This window comes from Microbacterium sp. M4A5_1d (assembly GCF_053345465.1).
Genome location: NZ_JBKFAD010000001.1, coordinates 1,443,128 through 1,463,955, shown reverse-complemented (window position 1 = coordinate 1,463,955; position 20,828 = coordinate 1,443,128). Strand labels below are relative to the sequence as shown.

The 20,828-nt window shown below is 70.2% G+C and carries 17 protein-coding genes; 10 read left to right on the top strand and 7 right to left on the bottom strand.

Annotated elements, in window-relative coordinates:
• Positions 1-124: 124 nt before the first annotated feature.
• The gene (locus ACLBWJ_RS07010; protein ID WP_274178273.1) at positions 125-1,984 is read right to left on the bottom strand and encodes a beta-glucoside-specific PTS transporter subunit IIABC; all 1,860 of its coding nucleotides are present in this window, start codon (positions 1,982-1,984) and stop codon (positions 125-127) included.
• Between the two features lie 186 nt (positions 1,985-2,170).
• The gene (locus ACLBWJ_RS07005) at positions 2,171-3,082 is read right to left on the bottom strand and encodes a PRD domain-containing protein (protein WP_112616217.1); all 912 of its coding nucleotides are present in this window, start codon (positions 3,080-3,082) and stop codon (positions 2,171-2,173) included.
• A 95-nt stretch (positions 3,083-3,177) separates the two neighbouring features.
• Between ACLBWJ_RS07005 and rlmN the strand changes: the two genes are divergently transcribed.
• The 4 genes from rlmN to ACLBWJ_RS06985 are packed head-to-tail and all read left to right on the top strand — an operon-like array spanning position 3,178 to position 6,972.
• Positions 3,178-4,461 carry a 23S rRNA (adenine(2503)-C(2))-methyltransferase RlmN gene (rlmN, locus tag ACLBWJ_RS07000; protein WP_112616219.1) on the top strand — a complete coding sequence of 428 codons (1,284 nt, stop codon included), beginning with the start codon at positions 3,178-3,180 and terminating at the stop codon, positions 4,459-4,461.
• A gap of 55 nt (positions 4,462-4,516) precedes the next feature.
• The gene (locus tag ACLBWJ_RS06995) at positions 4,517-5,530 is read left to right on the top strand and encodes an aldo/keto reductase family protein (protein WP_378717091.1); all 1,014 of its coding nucleotides are present in this window, start codon (positions 4,517-4,519) and stop codon (positions 5,528-5,530) included.
• Positions 5,531-5,532: 2 nt separating this feature from the next.
• The gene (locus ACLBWJ_RS06990) at positions 5,533-6,015 is read left to right on the top strand and encodes an NUDIX domain-containing protein (protein ID WP_323987175.1); all 483 of its coding nucleotides are present in this window, start codon (positions 5,533-5,535) and stop codon (positions 6,013-6,015) included.
• Between the two features lie 6 nt (positions 6,016-6,021).
• Positions 6,022-6,972, top strand: a complete 951-nt coding sequence (locus tag ACLBWJ_RS06985) for a hypothetical protein (RefSeq protein ID WP_447659969.1) — start codon at positions 6,022-6,024, stop codon at positions 6,970-6,972.
• A gap of 17 nt (positions 6,973-6,989) precedes the next feature.
• On the opposite strand, the gene ACLBWJ_RS06980 is transcribed toward ACLBWJ_RS06985, so the two are convergent.
• Positions 6,990-7,520, bottom strand: coding sequence for a ribonuclease H family protein (locus ACLBWJ_RS06980; RefSeq protein ID WP_036304688.1), 531 nt, complete (start codon positions 7,518-7,520; stop codon positions 6,990-6,992).
• A 107-nt stretch (positions 7,521-7,627) separates the two neighbouring features.
• Between ACLBWJ_RS06980 and ACLBWJ_RS06975 the strand changes: the two genes are divergently transcribed.
• From ACLBWJ_RS06975 to ACLBWJ_RS06960, 4 genes are read left to right on the top strand one after another with little or no spacing between them, the layout of a single operon-like run.
• Positions 7,628-8,290 carry a GntR family transcriptional regulator gene (locus ACLBWJ_RS06975; protein WP_181574183.1) on the top strand — a complete coding sequence of 221 codons (663 nt, stop codon included), beginning with the start codon at positions 7,628-7,630 and terminating at the stop codon, positions 8,288-8,290.
• The gene (locus ACLBWJ_RS06970; protein WP_447659967.1) at positions 8,287-9,807 is read left to right on the top strand and encodes an MmgE/PrpD family protein; all 1,521 of its coding nucleotides are present in this window, start codon (positions 8,287-8,289) and stop codon (positions 9,805-9,807) included. Before ACLBWJ_RS06975 ends, ACLBWJ_RS06970 begins: the two co-directional genes overlap by 4 nt.
• Positions 9,807-10,733 (top strand): methylisocitrate lyase, encoded by a 927-nt coding sequence (gene prpB, locus ACLBWJ_RS06965; RefSeq protein ID WP_447659966.1) that lies wholly within the window; start codon positions 9,807-9,809, stop codon positions 10,731-10,733. The genes ACLBWJ_RS06970 and prpB overlap by 1 nt, the downstream gene beginning before the upstream one ends.
• Before the next feature lie 41 nt (positions 10,734-10,774).
• Positions 10,775-11,965, top strand: a complete 1,191-nt coding sequence (locus ACLBWJ_RS06960) for a bifunctional 2-methylcitrate synthase/citrate synthase (protein ID WP_447659964.1) — start codon at positions 10,775-10,777, stop codon at positions 11,963-11,965.
• A gap of 28 nt (positions 11,966-11,993) precedes the next feature.
• Here ACLBWJ_RS06960 and ACLBWJ_RS06955 read toward each other — a convergent pair whose 3' ends face one another.
• Positions 11,994-15,797 carry a choice-of-anchor I family protein gene (locus ACLBWJ_RS06955; protein WP_447659962.1) on the bottom strand — a complete coding sequence of 1,268 codons (3,804 nt, stop codon included), beginning with the start codon at positions 15,795-15,797 and terminating at the stop codon, positions 11,994-11,996.
• A gap of 119 nt (positions 15,798-15,916) precedes the next feature.
• Here ACLBWJ_RS06955 and ACLBWJ_RS06950 point away from each other — a divergent pair, with 119 nt between their 5' ends.
• Together ACLBWJ_RS06950 and ACLBWJ_RS06945 are read left to right on the top strand one after the other, a co-directional pair.
• Positions 15,917-16,693, top strand: coding sequence for an enoyl-CoA hydratase-related protein (locus ACLBWJ_RS06950; protein ID WP_274178284.1), 777 nt, complete (start codon positions 15,917-15,919; stop codon positions 16,691-16,693).
• A 9-nt stretch (positions 16,694-16,702) separates the two neighbouring features.
• Positions 16,703-17,632, top strand: a complete 930-nt coding sequence (locus ACLBWJ_RS06945; RefSeq protein WP_447659961.1) for a cytochrome b/b6 domain-containing protein — start codon at positions 16,703-16,705, stop codon at positions 17,630-17,632.
• Between the two features lie 45 nt (positions 17,633-17,677).
• On the opposite strand, the gene ACLBWJ_RS06940 is transcribed toward ACLBWJ_RS06945, so the two are convergent.
• The 3 genes from ACLBWJ_RS06940 to ACLBWJ_RS06930 form a co-directional block, all read right to left on the bottom strand.
• Entirely contained in the window at positions 17,678-19,060 is a 1,383-nt protein-coding gene (locus tag ACLBWJ_RS06940; protein WP_447659960.1) for an HNH endonuclease, read from the bottom strand.
• A gap of 130 nt (positions 19,061-19,190) precedes the next feature.
• Positions 19,191-19,697, bottom strand: coding sequence for a GNAT family N-acetyltransferase (locus ACLBWJ_RS06935; protein ID WP_112616251.1), 507 nt, complete (start codon positions 19,695-19,697; stop codon positions 19,191-19,193).
• 65 nt (positions 19,698-19,762) lie between these two features.
• A complete protein-coding gene (locus tag ACLBWJ_RS06930; protein ID WP_447659959.1) occupies positions 19,763-20,683 on the bottom strand; it encodes a hypothetical protein in 921 nt (306 codons plus the stop codon).
• Between the last annotated feature and the right edge of the window lie 145 nt (positions 20,684-20,828).

Genomic DNA, 20,828 nt, shown 5'->3' with positions numbered 1-20,828 from the left:
TCTCGTTTCGTATCGCTTGTCCCGATGGTGACGGGACTGTGTATCGCTGGTCCCGCGGATGGCGGGACGGGTGGGGGAGGGGGCGGGGTTCGGGTTGCCCGCCCCCTCCGTTCGGGTGCGTCGGTCAGCTCGCGAGCGCGGACTCGACCGAGACCGCCGTGAACAGCGGCTCGCCGTGCGCGATCGGGCCGGACGCCTGGTCGGTCAGAGCGGGGTACAGCTCGCCGTTGGTGACGATGACGGGCGTCGTCAGGTCGTAGCCCGCCCGCTCGATCGCGTCGCCGTCGAACTCGACGAGCAGATCGCCGGCCTTGACCTCCTGGCCGGTGGTGACCTTGACGTCGAAGTGAGCGCCGGCGAGCTTGACCGTGTCGATGCCGATGTGGATGAGCACCTCGGCGCCGTCGGCGTGGCGCAGGCCGATCGCGTGTCCGGTCGGGAACGCAGCTGCGACGGTCGCGTCGAACGGGGCGTAGACGGCGCCGGAACGCGGCTTGATCGCGACGCCGTCACCGAGGCTGCCCTCGGCGAAGGCCGCGTCGGGGGTCTCGCTGAGCGGCACGACCGTGCCGTCGACCGGGCTGAGAACGACGACGTCGTTGCCGGATGCCGCCGGGGTGGCCGCCGGTGCGGCATCCTCTTCGGGCTCCTTGAAGCCGACGATCGCGGTCAGCAGGAACGGGATGGCGATCGCGGCAGCGAGGCCGATGATGAGCATGACCATGTTCCCGTTGCCGAACAGGGCCGGAAGCGCCAGTCCGGAGGGGACGACGAAGGCGGTCGAGAAGACGCCGCCCATCGCGATGATCGCGCCGCCGACCACACCGCCGACGATGCCGAAGGCGAAGGGGCGCTTGAGCGGCAGGTTGATGCCGTAGATGGCGGGCTCGGTGATGCCGGCGAGGAAGCCCGACAGCGTCGCGGGAGCCGCGAGCGACTTGAGGTTCTTGTTGCGGGCGCGCACCCAGACACCGGCGACGGCGGCAGCCTGCGCGAGGACGGCTGCGAACACGGGGCCGATGAGCAGGATCTGACCGGTGGTCTGGTACTCCAGCGTGAACAGCGGCACGAGGCCCCAGTGCAGACCGAAGATGACGAAGACCTGCCAGAAGCCGCCCATGATGGCGCCGCCGGCCCACGGGGCGTTCTCGAAGACCCAGCCGATGCCGTTGCCGAGCGCGCCGCTGAGGATCGCGGAGATCGGGCCGATGACGACGAAGACGATCGGGACGGCGATGAGCACGACGATCATCGGGGTGACGAAGCGCCGTACCGCGCCCGGGAGCTTCGCGTAGAGGAACTTCTCGGCGTGGCTCTGCAGCCACACGATCACGATGATCGGGATGACGCTCGAGACGTAGGTGACCATCGTGAAGGGGATGCCGAAGAACGTCAGCCCCTCGACCCCGACGAGCGGGGTGATGGTCGGGTAGAGCAGCGCGGCCGCGATCGCGAACGCGGTGAACTCGTTGGCCTTGAAGTAGCGCGCCGCGGTGAACGCGAGCGCCATCGGCAGGAAGTTGATGAGACCGTCCGACAGGGCGTTCAGCACCGCGTAGGTCGAGTTGTCGGTGCCGATCCAGCCGAAGGTGACCGCGGCTGCGAGGAAGGCCTTCAGCAGACCGGTGCCCGCGAGGGCCCACAGCAGCGGCGTGAAGATCGCCGAGATCATCGAGATGAAGCGGTTGAAGAGGTTGCCCTTCGGGCCCTCGGATGCCGCGGCGTCGGAGCCGGCGCCGAACTTCGAGATCTTGCCGATCTCGGCGAACACGTCGGGGACGTCGTTGCCGATGACGACCTGGTACTGGCCGCCGGCCTGGGCGACGGTGACGACACCGGGCACGGCCTTGACGGCGGCGGTGTTCGCCTTGGACTCATCCTTCAGCACGAAACGCAGACGCGTCGCGCAGTGGACGAGGGAGGTGACGTTCTCCTCGCCGCCGACGCCCGCCAGGACGCCGGCCGCGGTCTTCGAGTAATCCATCGGGACTGCTCGCTTTCTGCCGCAGCATCGCGGCACTCGGGTGGAGGAAGCCGCCGCATCCCTGTTTCCGGGCAACAAAAAACCTGAACTCGTTCACCGCCGATCAAGACGATGTGAGTTCAGGTTTTGCCCGCTGCCGCGGTAACAATCCGGAGACTTCCGCAGGGCAGCGACGCCCTGCGAGGGTCACGGTAGCACGGGACCGGGGTTCTGGCCAGCTTCGTTCGCACCGACCTGCGTCGCGAGGCGCTCGACGTGCACGATGACGTACAGGAGCTCCTCGTCGGTCAGCTCCGACTCCGTCGCCGCACGGACGTAGGCCTTCACCTCCTCCGCGATCGCGTAGGAGCGCGGGTAGCTGTGCTTGGCGAACTCGAAGAACGAGGTGTCGGCGCTGCGCAGCATCGTCTTCGAGACGAGGCGCTGCAGCAGGAACTGGATGTGCAGGATGAATCGGGCGTAATCGGGGCTGTCGGTGTCGAGCTTGACGCCGAGGCCGTTCTCGACCGTCATGACGACGTGCTGCAGGCGGCGGAAGAGGAGCGCCGCCGTGCCGTTGGGCTCGTCGCGGGTCGCGTTGAGCAGGTGCATCGTGAGGAACACCGCCTCTTCGGCGGGCAGCTCGCGATCGAGGGACTCGGAGATCGCGGTGGCCATGCGCTGCGCCGCGGAGAACTCGTGGGGATGCAGCACGCGCAGTTCGGGCATGTTGGTCGCGGGGATCCGGATGCCGTTGTCGAGCCGCTCGAGCACGAACTGGATGTGATCGATGACGGCCATCGTGAAGAACCGGTCGAGGTGGTGGCCGAGACGGCGCTCGGCCTCGTCGACGGCGCGAGTGACGGCTTCCACCACCGGGTAGGGCACGTCGGTGAGCAGCTGGCGTTCGCGGTCGCCGGCATCCCCCGCATCGAGGATGAAGGTCTTCTCGACCTTGTCGGGGTCGAGGGTGTCGGACGGCTTCAGCTGGAACCCGAGCCCGCGTCCCATGAGCACGCGTTCGCGGCCATGCTCGTCGAGAGTGATGACGACGTTGTTGTTCAGCACCTTGTGCACGACGGTGCCCCGCGGGGGCGGAGCGACGTCGTCGAGGTTCATGGCTGCAGTCTAGGGCGGAGCAGGGCGGGGGCCGCCGGGCGCGGCGAACGCCGGCGGCCAGCCTTCGCGCAGGCGGCGCCGGTACCCTGGATCATATGACCGATTCAGATCCCGTGCGCGAGACCGCGTCGTCCGTGCGCGAGACCTCGTCGCCCGTGCGCTCCACCAAGCCGCGTCAGGTGCGCCCGGCGACCGAGGGCTGGTCGCAGCAGAAGGACGAGTCCGGTCGTCCGCTGCTGCAGTTCGCGAGCCCGAAGCGCGGCAAGCCGCCCGTCCACCTCGCCGACCTCACGCCCGAGCAGCGCGTCGAGAAGGTCAAGGAGCTCGGCATGCCGGGCTTTCGGGCGAAGCAGCTCGAGAAGCACTACTTTCGGCACTTCACCTCGGATGCCGCGGAGATGACCGACCTGCCCGCCGCGGGGCGCGACGAGCTCGTCGCCGGTCTGCTCCCGCCGCTCCTGACCGAGGTGCGCCGGCTCGAGACCGACCGCGGCGACACGATCAAGTTCCTGTGGAAGCTCCACGACGGCGCCCTCGTCGAGTCGGTGCTCATGCGCTACACGGGCCGCATCACGCTGTGCGTGTCGAGCCAGGCCGGATGCGGCATGAACTGCCCGTTCTGCGCGACCGGCCAGGCGGGCCTGACCCGCAACATGTCGGCCGCCGAGATCATCGAGCAGGTCGTCCGGGCGAACCGTCTCATCGCCGACGGCGGCCTCGGCGACCCGCGCAAGGTCGGGCACGAGGGCGAGCGCGTCACGAACATCGTCTTCATGGGCATGGGCGAGCCGCTGGCGAACTACGCCCGCGTCATGCAGGCGGTGCGCACGATGGTCGACAAGGATCACGGCATCGGCATGAGCGCGCGGGGCATCACCGTCTCCACGGTCGGTCTCGTGCCGGCGATCCAGAAGCTGACGAAGGAGGACATTCCCGTCACCTTCGCACTCTCGCTGCATGCCCCCGACGACCAGCTGCGTGACGAGCTCATCCCCGTCAACTCGCGGTGGAAGGTCGACGAGGCGCTCGACGCGGCGAAGGCCTACTTCGACGAGACGGGCCGGCGGGTGTCGATCGAGTACGCCCTCATCAAGGACATGAACGACCACGCGTGGCGCGCGGACCTCCTCGCCGAGAAGCTGAACGCCCGCGGACGCGGCTGGGTGCACGTCAACCCCATCCCGCTCAATCCGACGCCCGGCTCCATCTGGACCTCGTCCGAGCCCGAGGTGCAGGACGAGTTCGTGCGACGGCTGAACGAGGCCGGCATCCCGACGACCCTTCGCGACACGCGCGGCAAGGAGATCGACGGGGCGTGCGGTCAGCTCGTCGCGACCGAGGACGACCAGCGCGCGGCCGACACGGTTCCCGCGGGTTGAGGTCATAAGACGCAACTCCGGCCCGCCGGGGCCCACCGCGAGGTAGCGTTTTCCCATGGTTGAGTATCGCTACCTCGGCAACAGTGGATTCAAGGTCTCGGAGATCACGTACGGCAACTGGGTGACGCATGCGTCGCAGGTGGAGAACGACGCGGCCATCGCGACCGTCCACAAGGCGCTGGACCTCGGCATCACCTCGTTCGACACCGCAGACGCGTACGCCAACACGGCCGCGGAGGTCGTGCTCGGCGAGGCGCTGAAGGGTCAGCCGCGCGAGACGCTCGAGATCTTCACGAAGGTGTATTGGCCGACCGGCCGCAAGGGGCCGAACGACCAGGGCCTCTCGCGCAAGCACATCTTCGACAGCATCAACGGGTCGCTCCGCCGTCTCGGTGTCGACTACGTCGACCTCTACCAGGCGCACCGCTACGACTACGAGACGCCGCTGGAAGAGACGATGCAGGCTTTCGCCGACATCGTCCGCCAGGGCAAGGCGCTCTACATCGGCGTCAGCGAGTGGACCGCCGAGCAGCTGCGCGAGGGGCACGCCCTCGCGACGAAGCTCGGGTTCCAGCTCGTGTCGAACCAGCCGCAGTACTCGGCGCTGTGGCGCGTCATCGAGGGCAAGGTCATTCCCGCCTCGCAGGAGCTCGGCATCTCGCAGATCGTCTGGTCGCCGCTCGCGCAGGGCGTGCTGACGGGCAAGTACCAGCCGGGCCAGCCCGTACCCGAGGGATCGCGCGCGACCGACGAGAAGAGCGGCGCGAACTTCATCAAGCGCTTCTTGAACGACGAGGTGCTCACGGCCGTTCAGAAGCTGAAGCCGATCGCCGACGAGGCGGGCCTCACCGTCGCGCAGCTCTCGCTTGCGTGGGTGCTGCACAACGACAACATCGCGGCAGCGCTCGTCGGCGCCTCGCGTCCCGAGCAGCTCGAGGACACCGTCAAGGCCTCGGGCGTGAAGCTCGAGCAGTCGGCGTACGACGCGATCAACGATGCCCTCGGCGGCGTCGCGGTGACCGACCCGGCCGAGACCGACACGGTCTCGCCGAAGACCCGCCCGGCCTGATCGTGGCGGTAACGAGCGCCGGCATCCTGCCCTACCGCATCGCTGCGGACGGCACGGTGTCGGCGCTCGTCGCCCACATGGGCGGACCGTTCTGGGCGGCCAAGGACGCCGGGGCGTGGTCGATCGTCAAAGGCGAGTACGACCCCGACGACGAGGCGGCCCTGGGTGCCGCGCGGCGCGAGTTCCGCGAAGAGCTCGGGCTCGAGCCGCCCGACGGCGAGTACGCCGAGCTCGGCACCTTCTCGTACTCGTCGGGCAAGCGCATCACGGTGTTCGTCGTCGACGGCAGCGGGTTCGATGCCTCGAACGCGGCATTCGGCGAGTTCGAGATGGAGTGGCCGCCGCGGTCGGGGCGCACGGCGTCGTTCCCCGAGGTCGACCGGGTCGAGTGGGTCGAGGTGGGGCGCGCTCGCGAGCTGCTCGTCAAGGGTCAGCGACCGGCCCTCGACCGGCTCGATGAACTCGTTCAAGCGAGCGGGAGGTAGTCGAGGGTGGCGCAGCATCGCATGTTTCCCGCCGACCGGTGGGAGCCGTTCTCCGATGAGCACCTGGCGCGCGTCATCCCCGTCGCCACGGATCGCATCGTCCGGGCCTCGGCCGCCGCGGACTTCGCGCCGCGGCAAGCGGAGATGGTGATCTTCGACGCGTGCGGCATGAGCGCGGACGGCGTGCGCATCTGGCATGCAGCCCGACGGCTCGGCGAGTCAGCGAACGCACGCGCCCGGTCGTCGGCTCGGCTTCGCTTCGGCGGTCGCGCATCCAGCATCGGCTGGATCGGGTGGGTGCTGGTGCTCGCCGCCCTCACCGGCGGACTCGCATTCGCCGTCGCGCTGCAGACGAAGGACGTGGTGCTCACAGCCGCGTTCTCCGCCGCGACGGCGATGGCGGTGCTGGTGGCGGCCGCGGGCGCGCGAGGACGCCCGCTCGATCGTGCGCTGTGGCGGCCGCAGACTGTCGCCCTCGTCGGGACGGCGGTTGCCGCCGTCCTCGTCGGCAGCGGTGCCACCGCCCCCGCGATGGCCGTGCTGGTGGCTGCCCCGGTCATCGTCGTCACCTCCCTGGTCGCAGGCATGATCATCCGGGGCGCCAAGCCGCAGCAGGCCCGCGAGGTGGATGACAGTCTGACCGCCGCTTACCGGGCGGTCATCGCGGACCTTCCCGCTCATGTCGAGCGTCTCGAGCGCGAGACGAGCGCTGCACTGCCGCCGGAGCGAGCCCGGTTCGTCGAACGCGTCCGCGCCGCCGTGTTCGAACGAGTGCGGGCCGACGAGCGCGTGCCCGAGCGGGCGCGGAGAAGGCTCGCGCGGCACGGGGACGCGCACGGCGCGGGCGGTGTCGTCATCGCGGATTTCGCCGATCCGCTCACCTGGATGCCGGAGGCGCTCGCGCGGTCGGCGTACGCCACGGACGATCCGCGGCATCCCGACAATCGGGACGGCTGACCGGTCTCGCCGTCCCGTCAGCGCTTCTTCTTCGGCGCCTCCGACACGTCGAGCTTCTCGTGCAGTCCGCCCAGCGACGACCACGCGCTGGCGGTGCCCTTCGCGGCGTGCTCCGCGCCGCGCACGGCTCGCTCGTCGGCCCACTCGTTCAGGACGTGGCCGCGGTGCCCGCGGACGTGCTCGAGGATGACGTCGGGCAGTCCGCGCGCCCGCCGGGCGTCGCGGGCGGCGATGAGCTGCTCGAGGATGTCGCGGTTCTTCGTCGGCGCGCCAGTGGAGGTCTTCCAGCCGCGGCGGCGGTGGCCGTCCATCCACGACGCGTACGTGTCGATCGCGTACTTGGAATCGGCCTGAACGACGAGCTCGCGGACGTCGGGGTGGTCCTCGATCGCCTTGAGCAGTCCGAGCAGCTCCCCGATGTTGTTCGTGCCCTGCGGGATCGCTCCGGCGGCCCAGTGGCCGTCCTCGCCGACCCAGGCCCAGCCGGTCGGTCCGGGATTGCCCTTGCAGGCGCCGTCGGTGGCCACGGTGTATCGGTCGGAACTCACTCGGGCAAGGGTACCCGGGGAGTCGTGTGATGCGGTTTCTGTATACGTTGGAGCCCGATTCCGCGGTTTTGACCCGCCGGCGCGGGCTCTGTGTATACAATCGTCGCATGGTGGCCGAGGGCGGAGCACGGGCGGGAGAGCGCGCCTACGCCGCTCTGCTGGCGGAGATCCAGAACGGCGACCTCGCTCCCGGGGCGGTGCTCGGCGAGGTGGAGCAGGCGACGCGACTGGGCGTCAGCCGTACTCCGCTGCGCGAGGCTCTCCGGCGACTCGCGGCCGACGGCCTCGTGCGCCAGGCCTCGCCGCGGGTGACCGTCGTCGCCGACATCGATCGCGACGACATCCGCTCGCTGTTCGAGGTGCGGCGTGCGCTCGAGGAGACCGCCGCACGGCTCGCGGCATCCCGGGGCGACGCCGCGCTCTTCGCCGAGCTCGCCGCAGCGTTCGACCGCACCGCGCAGGCCGATGCGCCCGCAGCGGGTGACCCCGACGCGTACTACGCGCTCATCGCTCGCTTCGACGCGGCGCTCGACGACGCCGCCGGCAACGCCTATCTGACGTCGGCGCTGACGAAGGTCCGCGCTCACCTCGTGCGGGTTCGCCGCCTCGCACGCGACAACCCGGCGCGCCTCGCGGCGTCGATCGAGGAGCACCGGCTCATCGCGAGCGCCATCGCCGCCCGCGACGCCGACCTGGCGGCGCACGCGACCCATGTCCACTTGCACAACGCCCTGACCAGCATCCTCGACTCCCTGGAGGCATCCGCATGACCGTCAGCCATCACGTCCGCGTCCACCGCAGCGACGAGGAGCTCGCGCGCGAGGACCAGCTCGCGTGGAAGATCGCCGAGGTCGCCGTCGACCCCGTGGCGGTCGAGCCCGCCGTGGTCGACATGATCGTGAACCGCATCATCGACAACGCCGCCGTCGCGGCGGCATCCCTCACCCGGGCGCCCGTCAGCTCGGCCCGCGCGCAGGCGCTCGACCACCCGGTCTCGCGCGGCGGCGCGGGGGCGAGCGTGTTCGGCGTGACCGACCGCACGAGCCCCGAGTGGGCCGCGTGGGCGAACGGCGTCGCGGTGCGCGAGCTCGATTACCACGACACCTTCCTCGCCGCCGACTACTCGCATCCCGGCGACAACATCCCGCCGATCCTCGCGGTCGCTCAGCACGTCGGTGCCGACGGTGCGGCGCTCGTGCGGGGCCTCGCGACCGGGTACGAGATCCAGATCGACCTCGTGCGGGCCATCTGTCTGCACAAGCACAAGATCGACCACGTCGCCCACCTCGGGCCTTCGGCCGCCGCCGGCATCGGCACGCTGCTCCGCCTCGACACCGCGACGATCTACCAGGCGGTCGGCCAGGCGCTGCACACGACGACCGCGACGCGCCAGTCGCGCAAGGGCGAGATCTCGACCTGGAAGGCCCACGCCCCCGCCTTCGCCGGCAAGCTCGCGGTCGAGGCCGTCGACCGCGCGATGCGCGGCGAGACGAGCCCGAACCCGATCTACGAGGGTGAGGACGGCGTCATCGCGTGGCTGCTCGACGGACCGGATGCCGCCTACACGGTGCCGCTGCCGGCGCCGGGAGAGCCCAAGCGCGGCATCCTCGACTCGTACACGAAGGAGCACTCGGCCGAGTATCAGGCGCAGGCGTGGATCGACCTCGCGCGCAAGCTGCACGGCGAGCACCCCGAGCTGCTCGACTCCGCGAACGTCGAGAGCATCGTGCTCCACACCAGCCACCACACGCACTACGTCATCGGCTCGGGGGCGAACGACCCGCAGAAGTACGACCCGACCGCGTCGCGCGAGACGCTCGACCACTCGATCCCGTACATCTTCGCGGTCGCACTGCAGGACGGCGGCTGGCACCACGTCGACTCGTACACGCCCGAGCGCGCCGCCCGCCCCGACACGGTCGCCCTGTGGCAGCGAATCACGACGGCCGAGGATGCCGAATGGACGCGGCGCTACCACTCGGAGGATCCGGCGGAGAAGGCCTTCGGCGGGCGCGTCGAGATCCGGATGGCCGACGGCTCGACGATCGTCGACGAGATCGCCGTCGCCGACGCCCACCCGCTCGGTGCTCGCCCGTTCGCGCGCGAGGACTACATCCGCAAGTTCCGGATCCTCGCCGAGCCCGTGCTCGAACCGGCCCAGATCGAGCGCTTCCTCGACCTCGCGCAGCGTCTGCCCGATCTCACGGCAGACGAGGTGCGCGAGCTGAACATCGTCGCACGTGACGGCGTCATCGCGTCCGCGCCGAACCCGCGAGGGCTGTTCTGATGCTGTATTCGCAGACCACCCCCGCCGACAAGCGCCGCATCCTCCGGGAACGACTCGCCAGCGGAGAGACGCTGCGCTTTCCGGGAGCGTTCAACCCGCTCTCGGCCGGGCTCATCGAGCGGCACGGCTTCGACGGCGTGTACGTCTCGGGTGCGGTCATCGCGGCTGACCTCGGGCTGCCCGATGTGGGCCTCACGACGCTGAGCGAGGTCGCCGGGCGCGGCCAGCAGATCGCGCGGATGACGGAGCTTCCGGCGATCATCGACGCCGACACGGGCTTCGGCGAGCCGATGAACGTCGCCCGCACGATCCAGACGCTCGAGGATGCCGGCCTCGCCGGATGCCACATCGAGGACCAGGTCAACCCCAAGCGCTGCGGGCACCTCGACGGAAAGAGCGTCGTCGACGAGAACACGGCCGTGGGCCGCATCCGGGCTGCCGTCGACGCCCGGCGCGACGCGAACTTCCTCATCATGGCGCGCACCGATGTGCGGGCGATCGAGGGGATGGATGCCGCCGTCGACCGCGCCCGCGCGCTCGTCGACGCCGGGGCCGACGCGATCTTCCCCGAGGCGATGCGCGACCTCGCGGAGTTCGAGGCGATGGCGTCGGCCGTCGACGTGCCGATCCTGGCGAACATGACGGAGTTCGGGAAGTCGGAGCTGTTCACCGTCGACCAGTTGCGCGACGCGGGCGTACGGATCGTGATCTGGCCCGTCTCGCTGCTGCGCATCGCGATGGGCGCGGCGGGCCGTGCGCTCGAGGAGCTCACGACGGCGGGGAATCTGACGGCGAAGCTCGGCGAGATGCAGCACCGCGCCGACCTGTACGACCTCGTCGACTACGAGGGCTACACGCGTTTCGACTCGTCGGTCTTCGACTTCACCCTGGCGACTCGCCAGAATGAGTCGATCGACCGGGGCTGAGACCCGCGGATTCTGGCTACTCGACGGAGAGGGAACAGAACATGACCGAGCAAGACATCCGTAAGGGGCTCGTGGGGGTCGTCGCCGATGCGACGGCGATCTCGAAGGTGAACCCCGAGACGAACTCGCTGCTCTACCGGGGCTACCCGGTGCAGGAGCTCGCCGCGACGCAGCCGGTCGACGCCGTGGCGCATCTGCTGTGGCACGGCGAACTGCCGACCGACGACCAGCTCGCCGAGCAGCGCCGGCGGGCTCGGCCGCAGCGGGCGCTGCCGCCAGAGCTGCGGGAGGCGATCGACCGGATGCCGGTGGACGCGCACCCGATGGACGAGGTGCGGACCGCCGTGAGCGTTCTCGGCGCGCTCGACACCGCCGGCGCGGCATCCGTGCTCGACGCCGTCGGGACGCCTGAGCGCAACCTGGAGCGAAGCCTGCGCCTGTTCGCGGTGCTGCCGGCGGTCGTCGCCTACGGGCAGCGTCGCCGCCGCGGGCTGAGCCCCATCGAGCCGCGCGACGACCTCGACGACGCGGCGAACTTCCTGTGGATGACCTTCGGTGAGGAGCCCGATCCGGTCGTCGCCGACGCGTTCAACCGGTCGCTGATCCTCTACGCCGAGCACTCGTTCAACGCCTCGACCTTCACGGCTCGGGTCATCGCTTCGACCCTGAGCGACCTGTACTCGGCCGTCGTCGGGGCGATCGGAGCCCTCAAGGGGCCGCTCCACGGCGGAGCGAACGAGGCTGTGATGCACGTCTTCGACGAGATCGGGGATGCCACCGCCGTCGAGGCCTGGCTCGACCGGGCGCTCGCCGAGAAGCGCAAGATCATGGGGTTCGGTCACCGCGTCTACAAGCGCGGCGATTCGCGGGTTCCGACGATGAAGGCGGCGCTCGACGCGTTGGTCGCCCACTACGACCGGCCGGATGTCGCGGAGCTCTACGACGCCCTCGAGCGCGAGTTCACCCAGCGCAAGGGCATCTACCCGAACCTCGACTATCCGTCGGGCCCCGCGTACAACCTCATGGGGTTCGACACCGTCACTTTCACGCCCCTCTTCGTCGCGGCCCGCGTGGTCGGATGGACGGCGCACATCATGGAGCAGTACGCCGCCAATGCGCTCATCCGGCCGCTGTCGGCGTACGACGGGCCGGATGAGCGCCACGTCGACGGATATGTCGCCGACGAGGCCGAGGTCGAGGCAGCAGAGCGCCCCGAGGAAGCCGCCGGCTGACGGCTCCCTCGGGGCGGACTCGGACGGGTCAGGCGGTTCGGCGGCGACGCGCGGCGACCAGGAGGCCGCCCAGCGCGAGGGCGAGGATGCCCGCCACCGCGAACCCGATCGGAGCCGTCCCGCCGGTGACGGCGATCGTGCCCGCCGGCGCGGCGGCCGTCACCGTCACGGCGACCTCGATCGGCGTGAGCGTCCCCGACGTCACGACGAGGCGGTGCGCGCCGACCTGGAAGTCACGCGGGATCGCGATCGAGAACGCCGTGCGGCCGGATGCGTCGGCCGCGGGGATGCCGCTGACGACGATCGGCTCGCTGAACAGTGTCGCGGCGATCCGCTGGCCCGGCTCGAGGCCGGTGACCGTGACATCGAGCGTGCCGCCCTGCGCGACCGTGCTGCCGCCGAGCTCGACCGTCGCCCACGGCTGTGAGGGCTCGGCGGGCTCGGCGGGCTCGCCGGGCTCGCCGGGCTCCGTGGGCTCGCCGTCACCGGGCGCGCCGGGGCCGGGGAAGCCGGGCTGCTCGACCGGCGGCTGCTCGCCGGCGACGTAGGCACGGTTCGCCGGCGCCGGTGAGACCGGGCCCACGGCGGCGAAGAACTCCACCGTCGCCTGCAGGTCGACCTGGCCGGAGTCCGCCGCGCCGGTGCCCGTCGCGAAGGTGCCGAAGTTGTCGCCGCCGCCCGCGAGGAACGAGTTGGTGACGACGCGGATCTTCGTGGTGGTGTCGTCGAGCGCGAGCTGCTCACCGTTCAGCTGCATCGAGCGGATGTGCGACCCCCTCGTTCCCTCGGGGGCGTACTCGAACGTGAAGCCCTTCGACACGCCCACCGCGAGCTTGGGACGCGACGCTCCGTCGGGCTGCCACTGCTCCTCGAGAACCTGCTTGATCTGTGCCGGGGTGAGCTCGAGCGTGACCAGGGTGTTCGCGAACGGCTGGACGTTGGCGACCTCACGGTATGACACAGCGCCGTTGTCGTCGCCGAACAGCAGGTCGGCGCGCAGGCCGCCCGGGTTCATGAACGCCACCTCGGCGTCGCGCCCACCGTAGGCCGGGTTCTGCGACGTGGCCCACAGGTAGACGTCGGCGACGGTGTTGCCGAGCGTCGAGTGCACGCCGCGGTCCTCCGAGCCCGACGCGGTCTTGCCGCGCAGGATGTCGGCGGTGATCGAGCCGACCTGCACGCGGCCCTTCTCGTCCGCGATGCGCACCGCGTTCGCGACGACCTGGGCCGTCTCGGTGTCGGGGTAGGCGATGTACTGCCCCAGCGTGGCGTCGTACAGCGACACCGTGCTGGGGGTGATCGACTCGAGTTCGCCCGCGTCGGTCAGCTCGATGTCCAGCGCGCCGAGCGTCGTGCCGTACTGGTGCGCCTGGAGCACCGGGCGCCCGCCGATCTCGCACGCGTACTTCTGGTGCGTGTGAGCGGAGACGATCGCGTCGATGTCGTCGGACGCGCCACGGACGAGGTCGCCGAAGTCGCCGGTCTCGGTGGCGATCGCGGTGCAGTCGGAGCCCGCGGAGCCCTCGTGCGCGAGCAGCACCACGACGTCCGCGCCCTCGGCGACCGCGTCGGTCGCTGCATCGTTGGCCGATGCGACCTGGTCGCGGAACTCGATGCCCGCGATGCCCTGTGGGCTCACCATGCCCGCGGTCTGCTCGGTCACGGTGCCGACGAACGCGATCTGCGTGCCGTCGACCTCCTTGATCGTGTACGGCTTGAGCGCGTGCTCGTCGGTGCCCTTCACGAAGACGTTCGCACCGAGTGCGAAGTCGCTGAAGGCGTCGGCATCCGCGTCCTCCTCGAATCGAGGGATGACGCGACCGGTCAGGTCGTCGAAACCACGGTCGAATTCGTGGTTGCCGACTGCGCTGACGTCGAGGCCGGCCGTCTTCAGTGCGTCGATCGTGGGGGTGTCCTGATCGATGAACGACTCGAACGCCGACGCGCCGATGTTGTCACCGGCCGAGACGAGCAGGGTGTTCGGGTTCTGCTGGCGGAACGTGTCGACCGCGCCCGCGAGGACAGCGGCACCCGCGACGCCGCTGGATTCCTGCACGAGCCGCCCGTGGAAGTCGTTGATCGTCAGCACGCGGATGTCGGGCTGCGCGACGGGAGCGCCGCCGACGAGCTGCTCGATGCTGTACAGCGTCGTCGTTCCCGATACCTCGTTGCCGACCGCGAGCAGCGGCTGGCCCGTGGGGGAGCGGTGCGCCCCGATGAACTGGATGCCCTCGGGGCCGAGGTCGCCCGCGGCGGGGGAGTCGGCGGCGGCGCTGAAGTCGCGGTTGTTGACGTACGTCACGTACGTCGCCGCCTTCGGATCCGTGATGTCGTAGACGATGACGCCGCCGACGCGCTCGAAGCCGATGAAGGCGTACGTGCGGCCGCCGACCGTCCCGATCGAAAGGTTCTCGGGCTCGGGGCCCTTGTCGTCGCTGCGTCCCTCGAGGTTGGCCTCGGTGTGGTTCGAGTTGAAATACTCGGGCACGACGCGCGCGAGGATCTGCTCGAACTGGTCGCCCGAGTCGAACACCAGCGAGCCGTCGGTGCCCCAGATCGAGAACGAGCGACCGCCGAAGGAGTACAGCTCGTCGTAGCAGCTGCCGTCCGCGCGCAGACCGTTCTCGATCGTGACGTTCAGACGTCCGAGGGCTGCATCGCCGAGCTGCGCCGCGAGGGGAGAATCGGCGCAGACGGCCGGGAGCCCCTTCTTGCCGAGGTCCTTCACGCGGACGGCCTCCGCGTAGTCGCCCCACTCGCGGGCGTCGCCCTCGTTGGCGGTGACGAGGTAGGTCGTGGCCTTGCCGCCCGCCGTGGCCGAGTACGACTGGATGCCGTCGGGCATGTACATGCCCTTCAGCCCGGCGTACTCGGCGATGTTGATCGCGCCGTCCTTATCGCTCGCGTCGAGCCCGTTGCCGACCGCGCCGTGATCCTTGAACCCGAGCGGGACGACCTTGGTGACCTCGGCCTTGGCGAGGTCGACGACGGCGATCGCGTTCGCCTCCTGGAGCGCCGCGTAAGCGGTCGTGCCGTCGACGGTGATGTACTCGGGCTCGAGGTTGCGGCTCACACGATTGGCGGTGAGGGGCTTGTCTCCCTGGTCCGGTGCCGCGACGTCCGGTCCGAACACGCGCACGCCGGCCGGAAGCGTCTTCGAGCCGCCGGGCTCGAACGCGCCGAAGCCCGCGATGCGCACGGCCGCCGGCGCGGGGGCCGAGACGGTCTTGGGGAGCGCGACGACGCCGACGGATCCTTCCGGGTCGACCGAGAAGTCGTCGGCGGGCTCGCCCTCGTTCGCGACGACCGCGTACGCGCCGTCCTTCGAGATCGTGACCATATCGGGCAGGGCGCCGACGGTGACCGAGCCGAGGCGAGCGGCTGCCGCGTCGCCGGCGTTCGCGTCGAAGAAGACCAGTGACCCGTTCGCGGTCTTGTCCTCGGCTTCGAACGCCACGATGCCGAGACCGTCGTCGCGGATCGCGAGGGAGTTCGCCGTGCCGGCATCGGCGATGGTGAACAGCTCGACCGGCGCGGTCGGGTCGCTGTTGTCGAGCACCGTCACCGAGCCGGCCTGCGCGTTGACGACGTAGAGGCGGTCGCGGTACGACTGCACGATCTCGGCGGCGGACTCATCGAAGACGCCGGTCTCGTGGGTGCCGATGGGTGTGAGCGCGAGCGTCGCGCCGGGAGCGGAGTCGGTGATCGGTTCGCTGACGATCGCGGCGGATGCCGTGGTGAGCGGCGTCAGTGCCAGCGTGCAGGTGAGTGCGGCCGTCGCGACGGCGGCGAGCGTGCGGGGAACCGTGCGGCTCCGGGCAGGCGAAGGCATAGGTGTCCTCTGGTCGGGTGAACGGGTGCAGGTCGTGAGTACTCTCCGCACGTGTCCGGCATGTGAATGCCCGGCAACCGATCGGAGACGCGCGGAGAGGCGCGTGGCACGATGAGGGGATGAGCGACTACACGACCATCGTCAGCGAGACGCGAGGGCGCGTCGGCTGGCTGACACTGAACCGACCGGAGGCGTTGAACGCCCTGAACTCGACGCTCGTCGCCGAGCTCGCCGACGCGGCCATGGCGTTCGACCGCGACGAGGCGATCGGCGCGATCGTCGTGACCGGCTCGGAGCGGGCGTTCGCGGCCGGCGCGGACATCAAAGAGATGGCGGGCAAGAGTGCCCGCGACATGTCGATGGAGAACCCTTTCGCCGCGTTGGAGGACTTCGCGCGGGTGCGTACCCCCGTTGTCGCCGCGGTTGCCGGGTTCGCGCTCGGCGGCGGGTGCGAGCTGGCGATGATGTGCGACATCGTGCTGGCCGCCGACACCGCGGTGTTCGGGCAGCCCGAGATCGACCTCGGCGTCATTCCGGGCATCGGCGGGACGCAGCGGCTGACGCGCGCGGTCGGCTACTACAAGGCCGCGGAGCTCGTGCTGACCGGACGGCGGATGCCGGCGGAGGAGGCGGAGCGCGCCGGGCTCGTGTCTCGTGTGGTTCCGGCGGCGCAGCTGCTCGACGAAGCCGGTGCCGTCGCCGAGCGGATCGCGTCGCGATCGCTGCCGGTCGCCTATGCGGCGAAGCAGGCGCTGCGCGCCTCGCAGGAGACGAGTGCCGCGGAAGGGCTGCGCCTCGAGCGCACGCTCTTCGCGTCGTTGTTCGCGCTCGAGGACCAGAAGGAAGGCATGGCCGCCTTCGCCGAGAAGCGCGCCCCCGAGTTCCGCCACCGCTGACCTGCCGCGGTGTTGGTCGAACGCGGGGCCGCCGCACGCCGACGGGTGACGGTGATCGTGGCCGTCGGCGTCGCACTGGTGCTCGCGGCGGCGGGTGCCGTCGCGTTCGCCCGCTGGGTGCTGAGCCTCGATGCGATGCGTGGGTTCGTCGAGCGGTACCCGGGCGCATACCCGCTGCCGGCGGGGGCGCCGGTCGGGATTCCGCCGTGGCTCGCCTGGCAGCACTTCTTCAACGCCTTCCTGATGGTGCTGATCATTCGCACGGGTCTGCAGGCGCGGAAGGAGAAGCGTCCGAGGGTGTTCTGGTCACCGCGGGGCAGGCCGAAGCGCCGGACGAGCCTCACGATCTGGTTCCATCAGGCGCTCGACGTCATCTGGATCGGCAACGGCATCGTGTTCGTCATCCTGCTCTTCGCGACCGGACAGTGGATGCGGATCGTGCCGACGAGCTGGGACGTGCTGCCGAATGCTGCCTCGGCGGCGTTGCAGTACGTGTCGCTCGACTGGCCGACGGAGAACGGCTGGGTGAATTACAACAGCCTGCAGCAGCTCGCGTACGCCACGACCGTGTTCGTCGCGGCACCGGTCGCGGTCGTCACCGGCGCGCGGCTCAGCACGGTCTGGCCGCGGGGCGACGGGCGGATCAACCGCCTGTACCCGACCGAATGGGCACGACGCCTGCACGTGCTGGTGATGCTTTTCTTCGTCGTCTTCATCGTGACCCATGTCGCTCTCGTCCTGGCTACGGGAGCGCTCCGCAACCTCAACCACATGTACGCCGCACAAGGATCGGCGGACCCGACGGCCTACGCCGACAACTGGACCGGCTTCTGGCTGTTCGTCCTGTCGCTCGCCGTCATCGTCGGGGCGTGCGTCGCCGCTCGCCCCGCTGTCCTCGTACCGATCGCGCGTTTGTTCGGCACGACCATCACCCGTTGACCGTCGTCGGCCGGTCGGAGATCACGCCCGCGCGATCAGGCGGTGTCAGAAGGGTGGCGGTTCGTCCGGCGGTGGTCCGCCGCGTGTCCCATCCGGTGGCGGATCCGCGGTGTCGATGGTGAAGCAGACCGCGGGTATGGGTACGTCTTCGCGGTACACCCGGCCGAGGGGCGAGGTCCATTCGAGAACGCCTCCGCCGACCTGCCGGACCTCCCACTTCGTGAACTGCTTCATCGAATGGTGTCGCTGGCAGAGATGGGCGAGGTTGAAGATGTGGGTATGCCCACCCAGGGCGTAGTCGATCGTGTGGTCGATCTCGCAGCGGAGCGCGGCTCGTCGGCATCCGGGGAACCGGCAGTGCTGGTCGCGCGCCATCAGGAGTTTCTTCATCGAAGCGGTGGGCCGGTAGGTGTCGATCTCGACCGGGGTGCGGGTGACGGGGGCGATGAAGAGCCGGTCCCACTCGCTGACCTGCCCGGCGAGCTCGCGTGCCGTGTCGGCATCGATCAGCGCAGCGCCCACGGCTTCGGCGGGGTTCTCGTCACGCCCCATCAACGTCTCCGCCGTGACGGCGACTTGCACGCGTGCCCGAATCGCGCCGAGCCCACCAGCCCGGTCGGCCCCGTAGGTCGGGTCGACCACGGGCGCCCCACCGAGGACGAGGTCACCGAGGATGTCGGCGCGCAGCTGATCCATCGTCCTGGTGTCGGCGGGCTCCCCCGACCCAGCGGCATCCGCCCCATCGCTCTCCGCCCCGTTACTCTCCGCCCGCGCGTCCTTCACCCACTGCCCCATCTGCGTGAGCCGGTCGAGCATCCCCGCGGCGATGACCGTCGGGAGGTTCGCGACGAGATTCGACATCCCATCCGACCCGTGGAACACCCGCACGCACCGCTCCGCCGCGGCAGCCTTGTGTCGGTCGGTGAACGTCTGCGTATGCAACCGGGCCGCCAACGCGTCCAGCGCACCCCGCACCCGCGACGGCACATCCCGCTCGCACACCGTGATCGCGGCTGCCTCGTACGCCGACCGCACCTCGTCAGGAACCCTCGCGCCGACCCGCACGACCACATCGACGTGTCCGCGTTCGATCCGCCGCTGCACCCACGCCTGGAACACGGCCGGGTAGTCGTCGATGACGGTCATCGCGTGGTCGATCTCGCCCTGCAGGCGCCGATCGGTGAGCCGCGCCATCCCGGCCGCCTCGGCTGCGACCGACCGCAGCTCCATGTCCGACGCCATCCCACGAACCCCGTCGCGCCGCGCGTCGTGCAGTGCAGCGTGGCCCAGGTCCGCCAGCGCCCGGGTGCGGGCGATATCGGCGGCGTGAGAGAGGTCGAGCGCCTCGGCGTAACGCGAGAAAACAAGCGCTTGCGACGGCGTGGGTGCCTCGCGTCCCACCTCGCCACCCGCGCCATTCGCTGTCATGTTCCCATGATGGCAGTGGGGTACGACATCGAATTCGAACAGAGGTGCGAATGTGGGCAACTCGCTAAGAAGACCGGCGGGGGAGGAGCGGCGCCGATCGCTCCGCCGCCGTCACCCGGCCGGCGCCGGGTCAGCGGACGAAGCGGACCTCGGTCAGCGTCTCGCCGAGGAACGGCTCGGTGTGGGTCTGCCCGTCGAGCGTGAAGCCATTTCGCTCGTAGAAGCGGTGCGCGCGGGGGTTGTCCTCCGCGACCCACAGGTAGACGCCCTCGTCCTTCTCGACGGCCGCGTCGAAGAGCCGCTGACCGATGCCGGTGCCGTGCCAGGCGTCGAGCAGGTAGATGAAGTACAGCTCGCGCATCCGGGGGGCGTCGCGATCGCGCGCCGGGCCCGACCCGACGAAGCCGACGATCTCGCCGCGGACGAGCGCGGCGTACATCCGGAAGTCCTCGCCCTGCGCGGCCCAGTGGGTCCACAGCTCGGCGAGTCGTCGCGGCGAGACGCTCTGTAGAGCGGCGGTGCTGATGAGGTGGTCGTAGGTCTCGTGCCAGCAGGTGGCGTGCACCCGCCCGAGGGCTTCGGCGTCGACATCCCGCACCGGACGGACGACGATGTCGGTCTGCAGTTCGGCTTCCATGGCCAGACTCTACGCGCGGCCGGCGACGGCGTGAAATCGGGGAGTCGGGGTTGCGCCGCCTGCCGTCATGCGCCGACACCGTCCACCACGGCGACCTCGACCGAGACCAGGCCGACCTCGCCCGGGCTCCAGCCCGCCGCGACCAGTCGAGCCCGCAGCGCTCGTTCGATGACCCTCTGCTCGCTGGGGCTGTGCAGCCGTGCACCGGCCCCCGCGGGTTCGACGACGGCGCCGGGATCGAGAGTCCGCGCCGCGGCGATCAGGTCCTCCCGCATCCGATCGGCGCGCGCGGCCCCGAGGGCGGTTCGGACGATCTCGTACGAACCCAGCGTGACCGTCCACGCCGGCCCCCGGTCGTCGCCCGAGGCCCCGCGCGAGCGCTGCGCGGCCAGCGCGGCGCTGCGGTCCGACAGGATCATCAGGAGGGCAGCGCCGCTCAGGAGGACGAGCACGGCCCCCGCGATGGTCGTCGGCACGACCGAGAACCCGAGGCGGTAGAGCGCTGAATCCCATCCGAGCGTGAGCCCCACGCCGGCGCGGCACACGGAGAAGAGCGCGTAGACCGCCATGGTCGCTGCGAGGAGCCACGACCCGCGTCGCGCTGCGATGGCCGGGTGCCTCGCGGCGACGCTGGTCAACCCGCAGATGACCGCCATGATCAGGACCTTCACCGCGAGCGAGACGGGCAGCCCGATCGCCGCGGACACGACGCCGACGACAGCGGCGAGCGAGACGGCGATGCCGCCGCGGGCGAGGACGCCGCCGCCGAGCGAGCCGAGCCCGGCGAAGATCAGTCCCGGGCCGAGGACCATGGCGATGTCGCTGATGACGAGCGATGCCGGATCGCCGGTCTGGGTGTGGACGAGGTACAGCAGGCTGGACGTGGTGGCCGAGAGCGCGCCGACGATCCCGAAGCGCAGGAGCGCGCCGCGCCGACGCCAGCTCGGGCGCAGCGTGAACAGCACGACGAGACCGATGATCGTCATGAGGCATGCGAAGACCAGCGCGCATCCCGCTGTCAGCACGGCCCCACCCCCTCGCGCGCCGGCCCGTGAAGCGCGCTCACTCGCAACCTACGCGCTTCGGGGGCCGGGAGAAAAGCACAGCGGCCCAGAGCGTGCAAACCGGCCT

Excerpts from the sequence above, each read along its gene's own strand:
- ACLBWJ_RS06995 (WP_378717091.1), top strand. The coding sequence starts at position 4,517 with ATGGTTGAGTATCGCTACCTCGGCAACAGTGGATTCAAGGTCTCGGAG.
- ACLBWJ_RS06970 (WP_447659967.1), top strand. The coding sequence starts at position 8,287 with ATGACCGTCAGCCATCACGTCCGCGTCCACCGCAGCGACGAGGAGCTC.
- ACLBWJ_RS06930 (WP_447659959.1), bottom strand. The coding sequence starts at position 20,683 with ATGACGATCATCGGTCTCGTCGTGCTGTTCACGCTGCGCCCGAGCTGG.
- ACLBWJ_RS06960 (WP_447659964.1), top strand. The coding sequence starts at position 10,775 with ATGACCGAGCAAGACATCCGTAAGGGGCTCGTGGGGGTCGTCGCCGAT.
- ACLBWJ_RS06940 (WP_447659960.1), bottom strand. The coding sequence starts at position 19,060 with ATGACAGCGAATGGCGCGGGTGGCGAGGTGGGACGCGAGGCACCCACG.
- ACLBWJ_RS06975 (WP_181574183.1), top strand. The coding sequence starts at position 7,628 with ATGGTGGCCGAGGGCGGAGCACGGGCGGGAGAGCGCGCCTACGCCGCT.
- ACLBWJ_RS06955 (WP_447659962.1), bottom strand. The coding sequence starts at position 15,797 with ATGCCTTCGCCTGCCCGGAGCCGCACGGTTCCCCGCACGCTCGCCGCC.
- ACLBWJ_RS07005 (WP_112616217.1), bottom strand. The coding sequence starts at position 3,082 with ATGAACCTCGACGACGTCGCTCCGCCCCCGCGGGGCACCGTCGTGCAC.
- ACLBWJ_RS06950 (WP_274178284.1), top strand. The coding sequence starts at position 15,917 with ATGAGCGACTACACGACCATCGTCAGCGAGACGCGAGGGCGCGTCGGC.
- prpB (WP_447659966.1), top strand. The coding sequence starts at position 9,807 with ATGCTGTATTCGCAGACCACCCCCGCCGACAAGCGCCGCATCCTCCGG.
- ACLBWJ_RS06935 (WP_112616251.1), bottom strand. The coding sequence starts at position 19,697 with ATGGAAGCCGAACTGCAGACCGACATCGTCGTCCGTCCGGTGCGGGAT.
- rlmN (WP_112616219.1), top strand. The coding sequence starts at position 3,178 with ATGACCGATTCAGATCCCGTGCGCGAGACCGCGTCGTCCGTGCGCGAG.
- ACLBWJ_RS07010 (WP_274178273.1), bottom strand. The coding sequence starts at position 1,984 with ATGGATTACTCGAAGACCGCGGCCGGCGTCCTGGCGGGCGTCGGCGGC.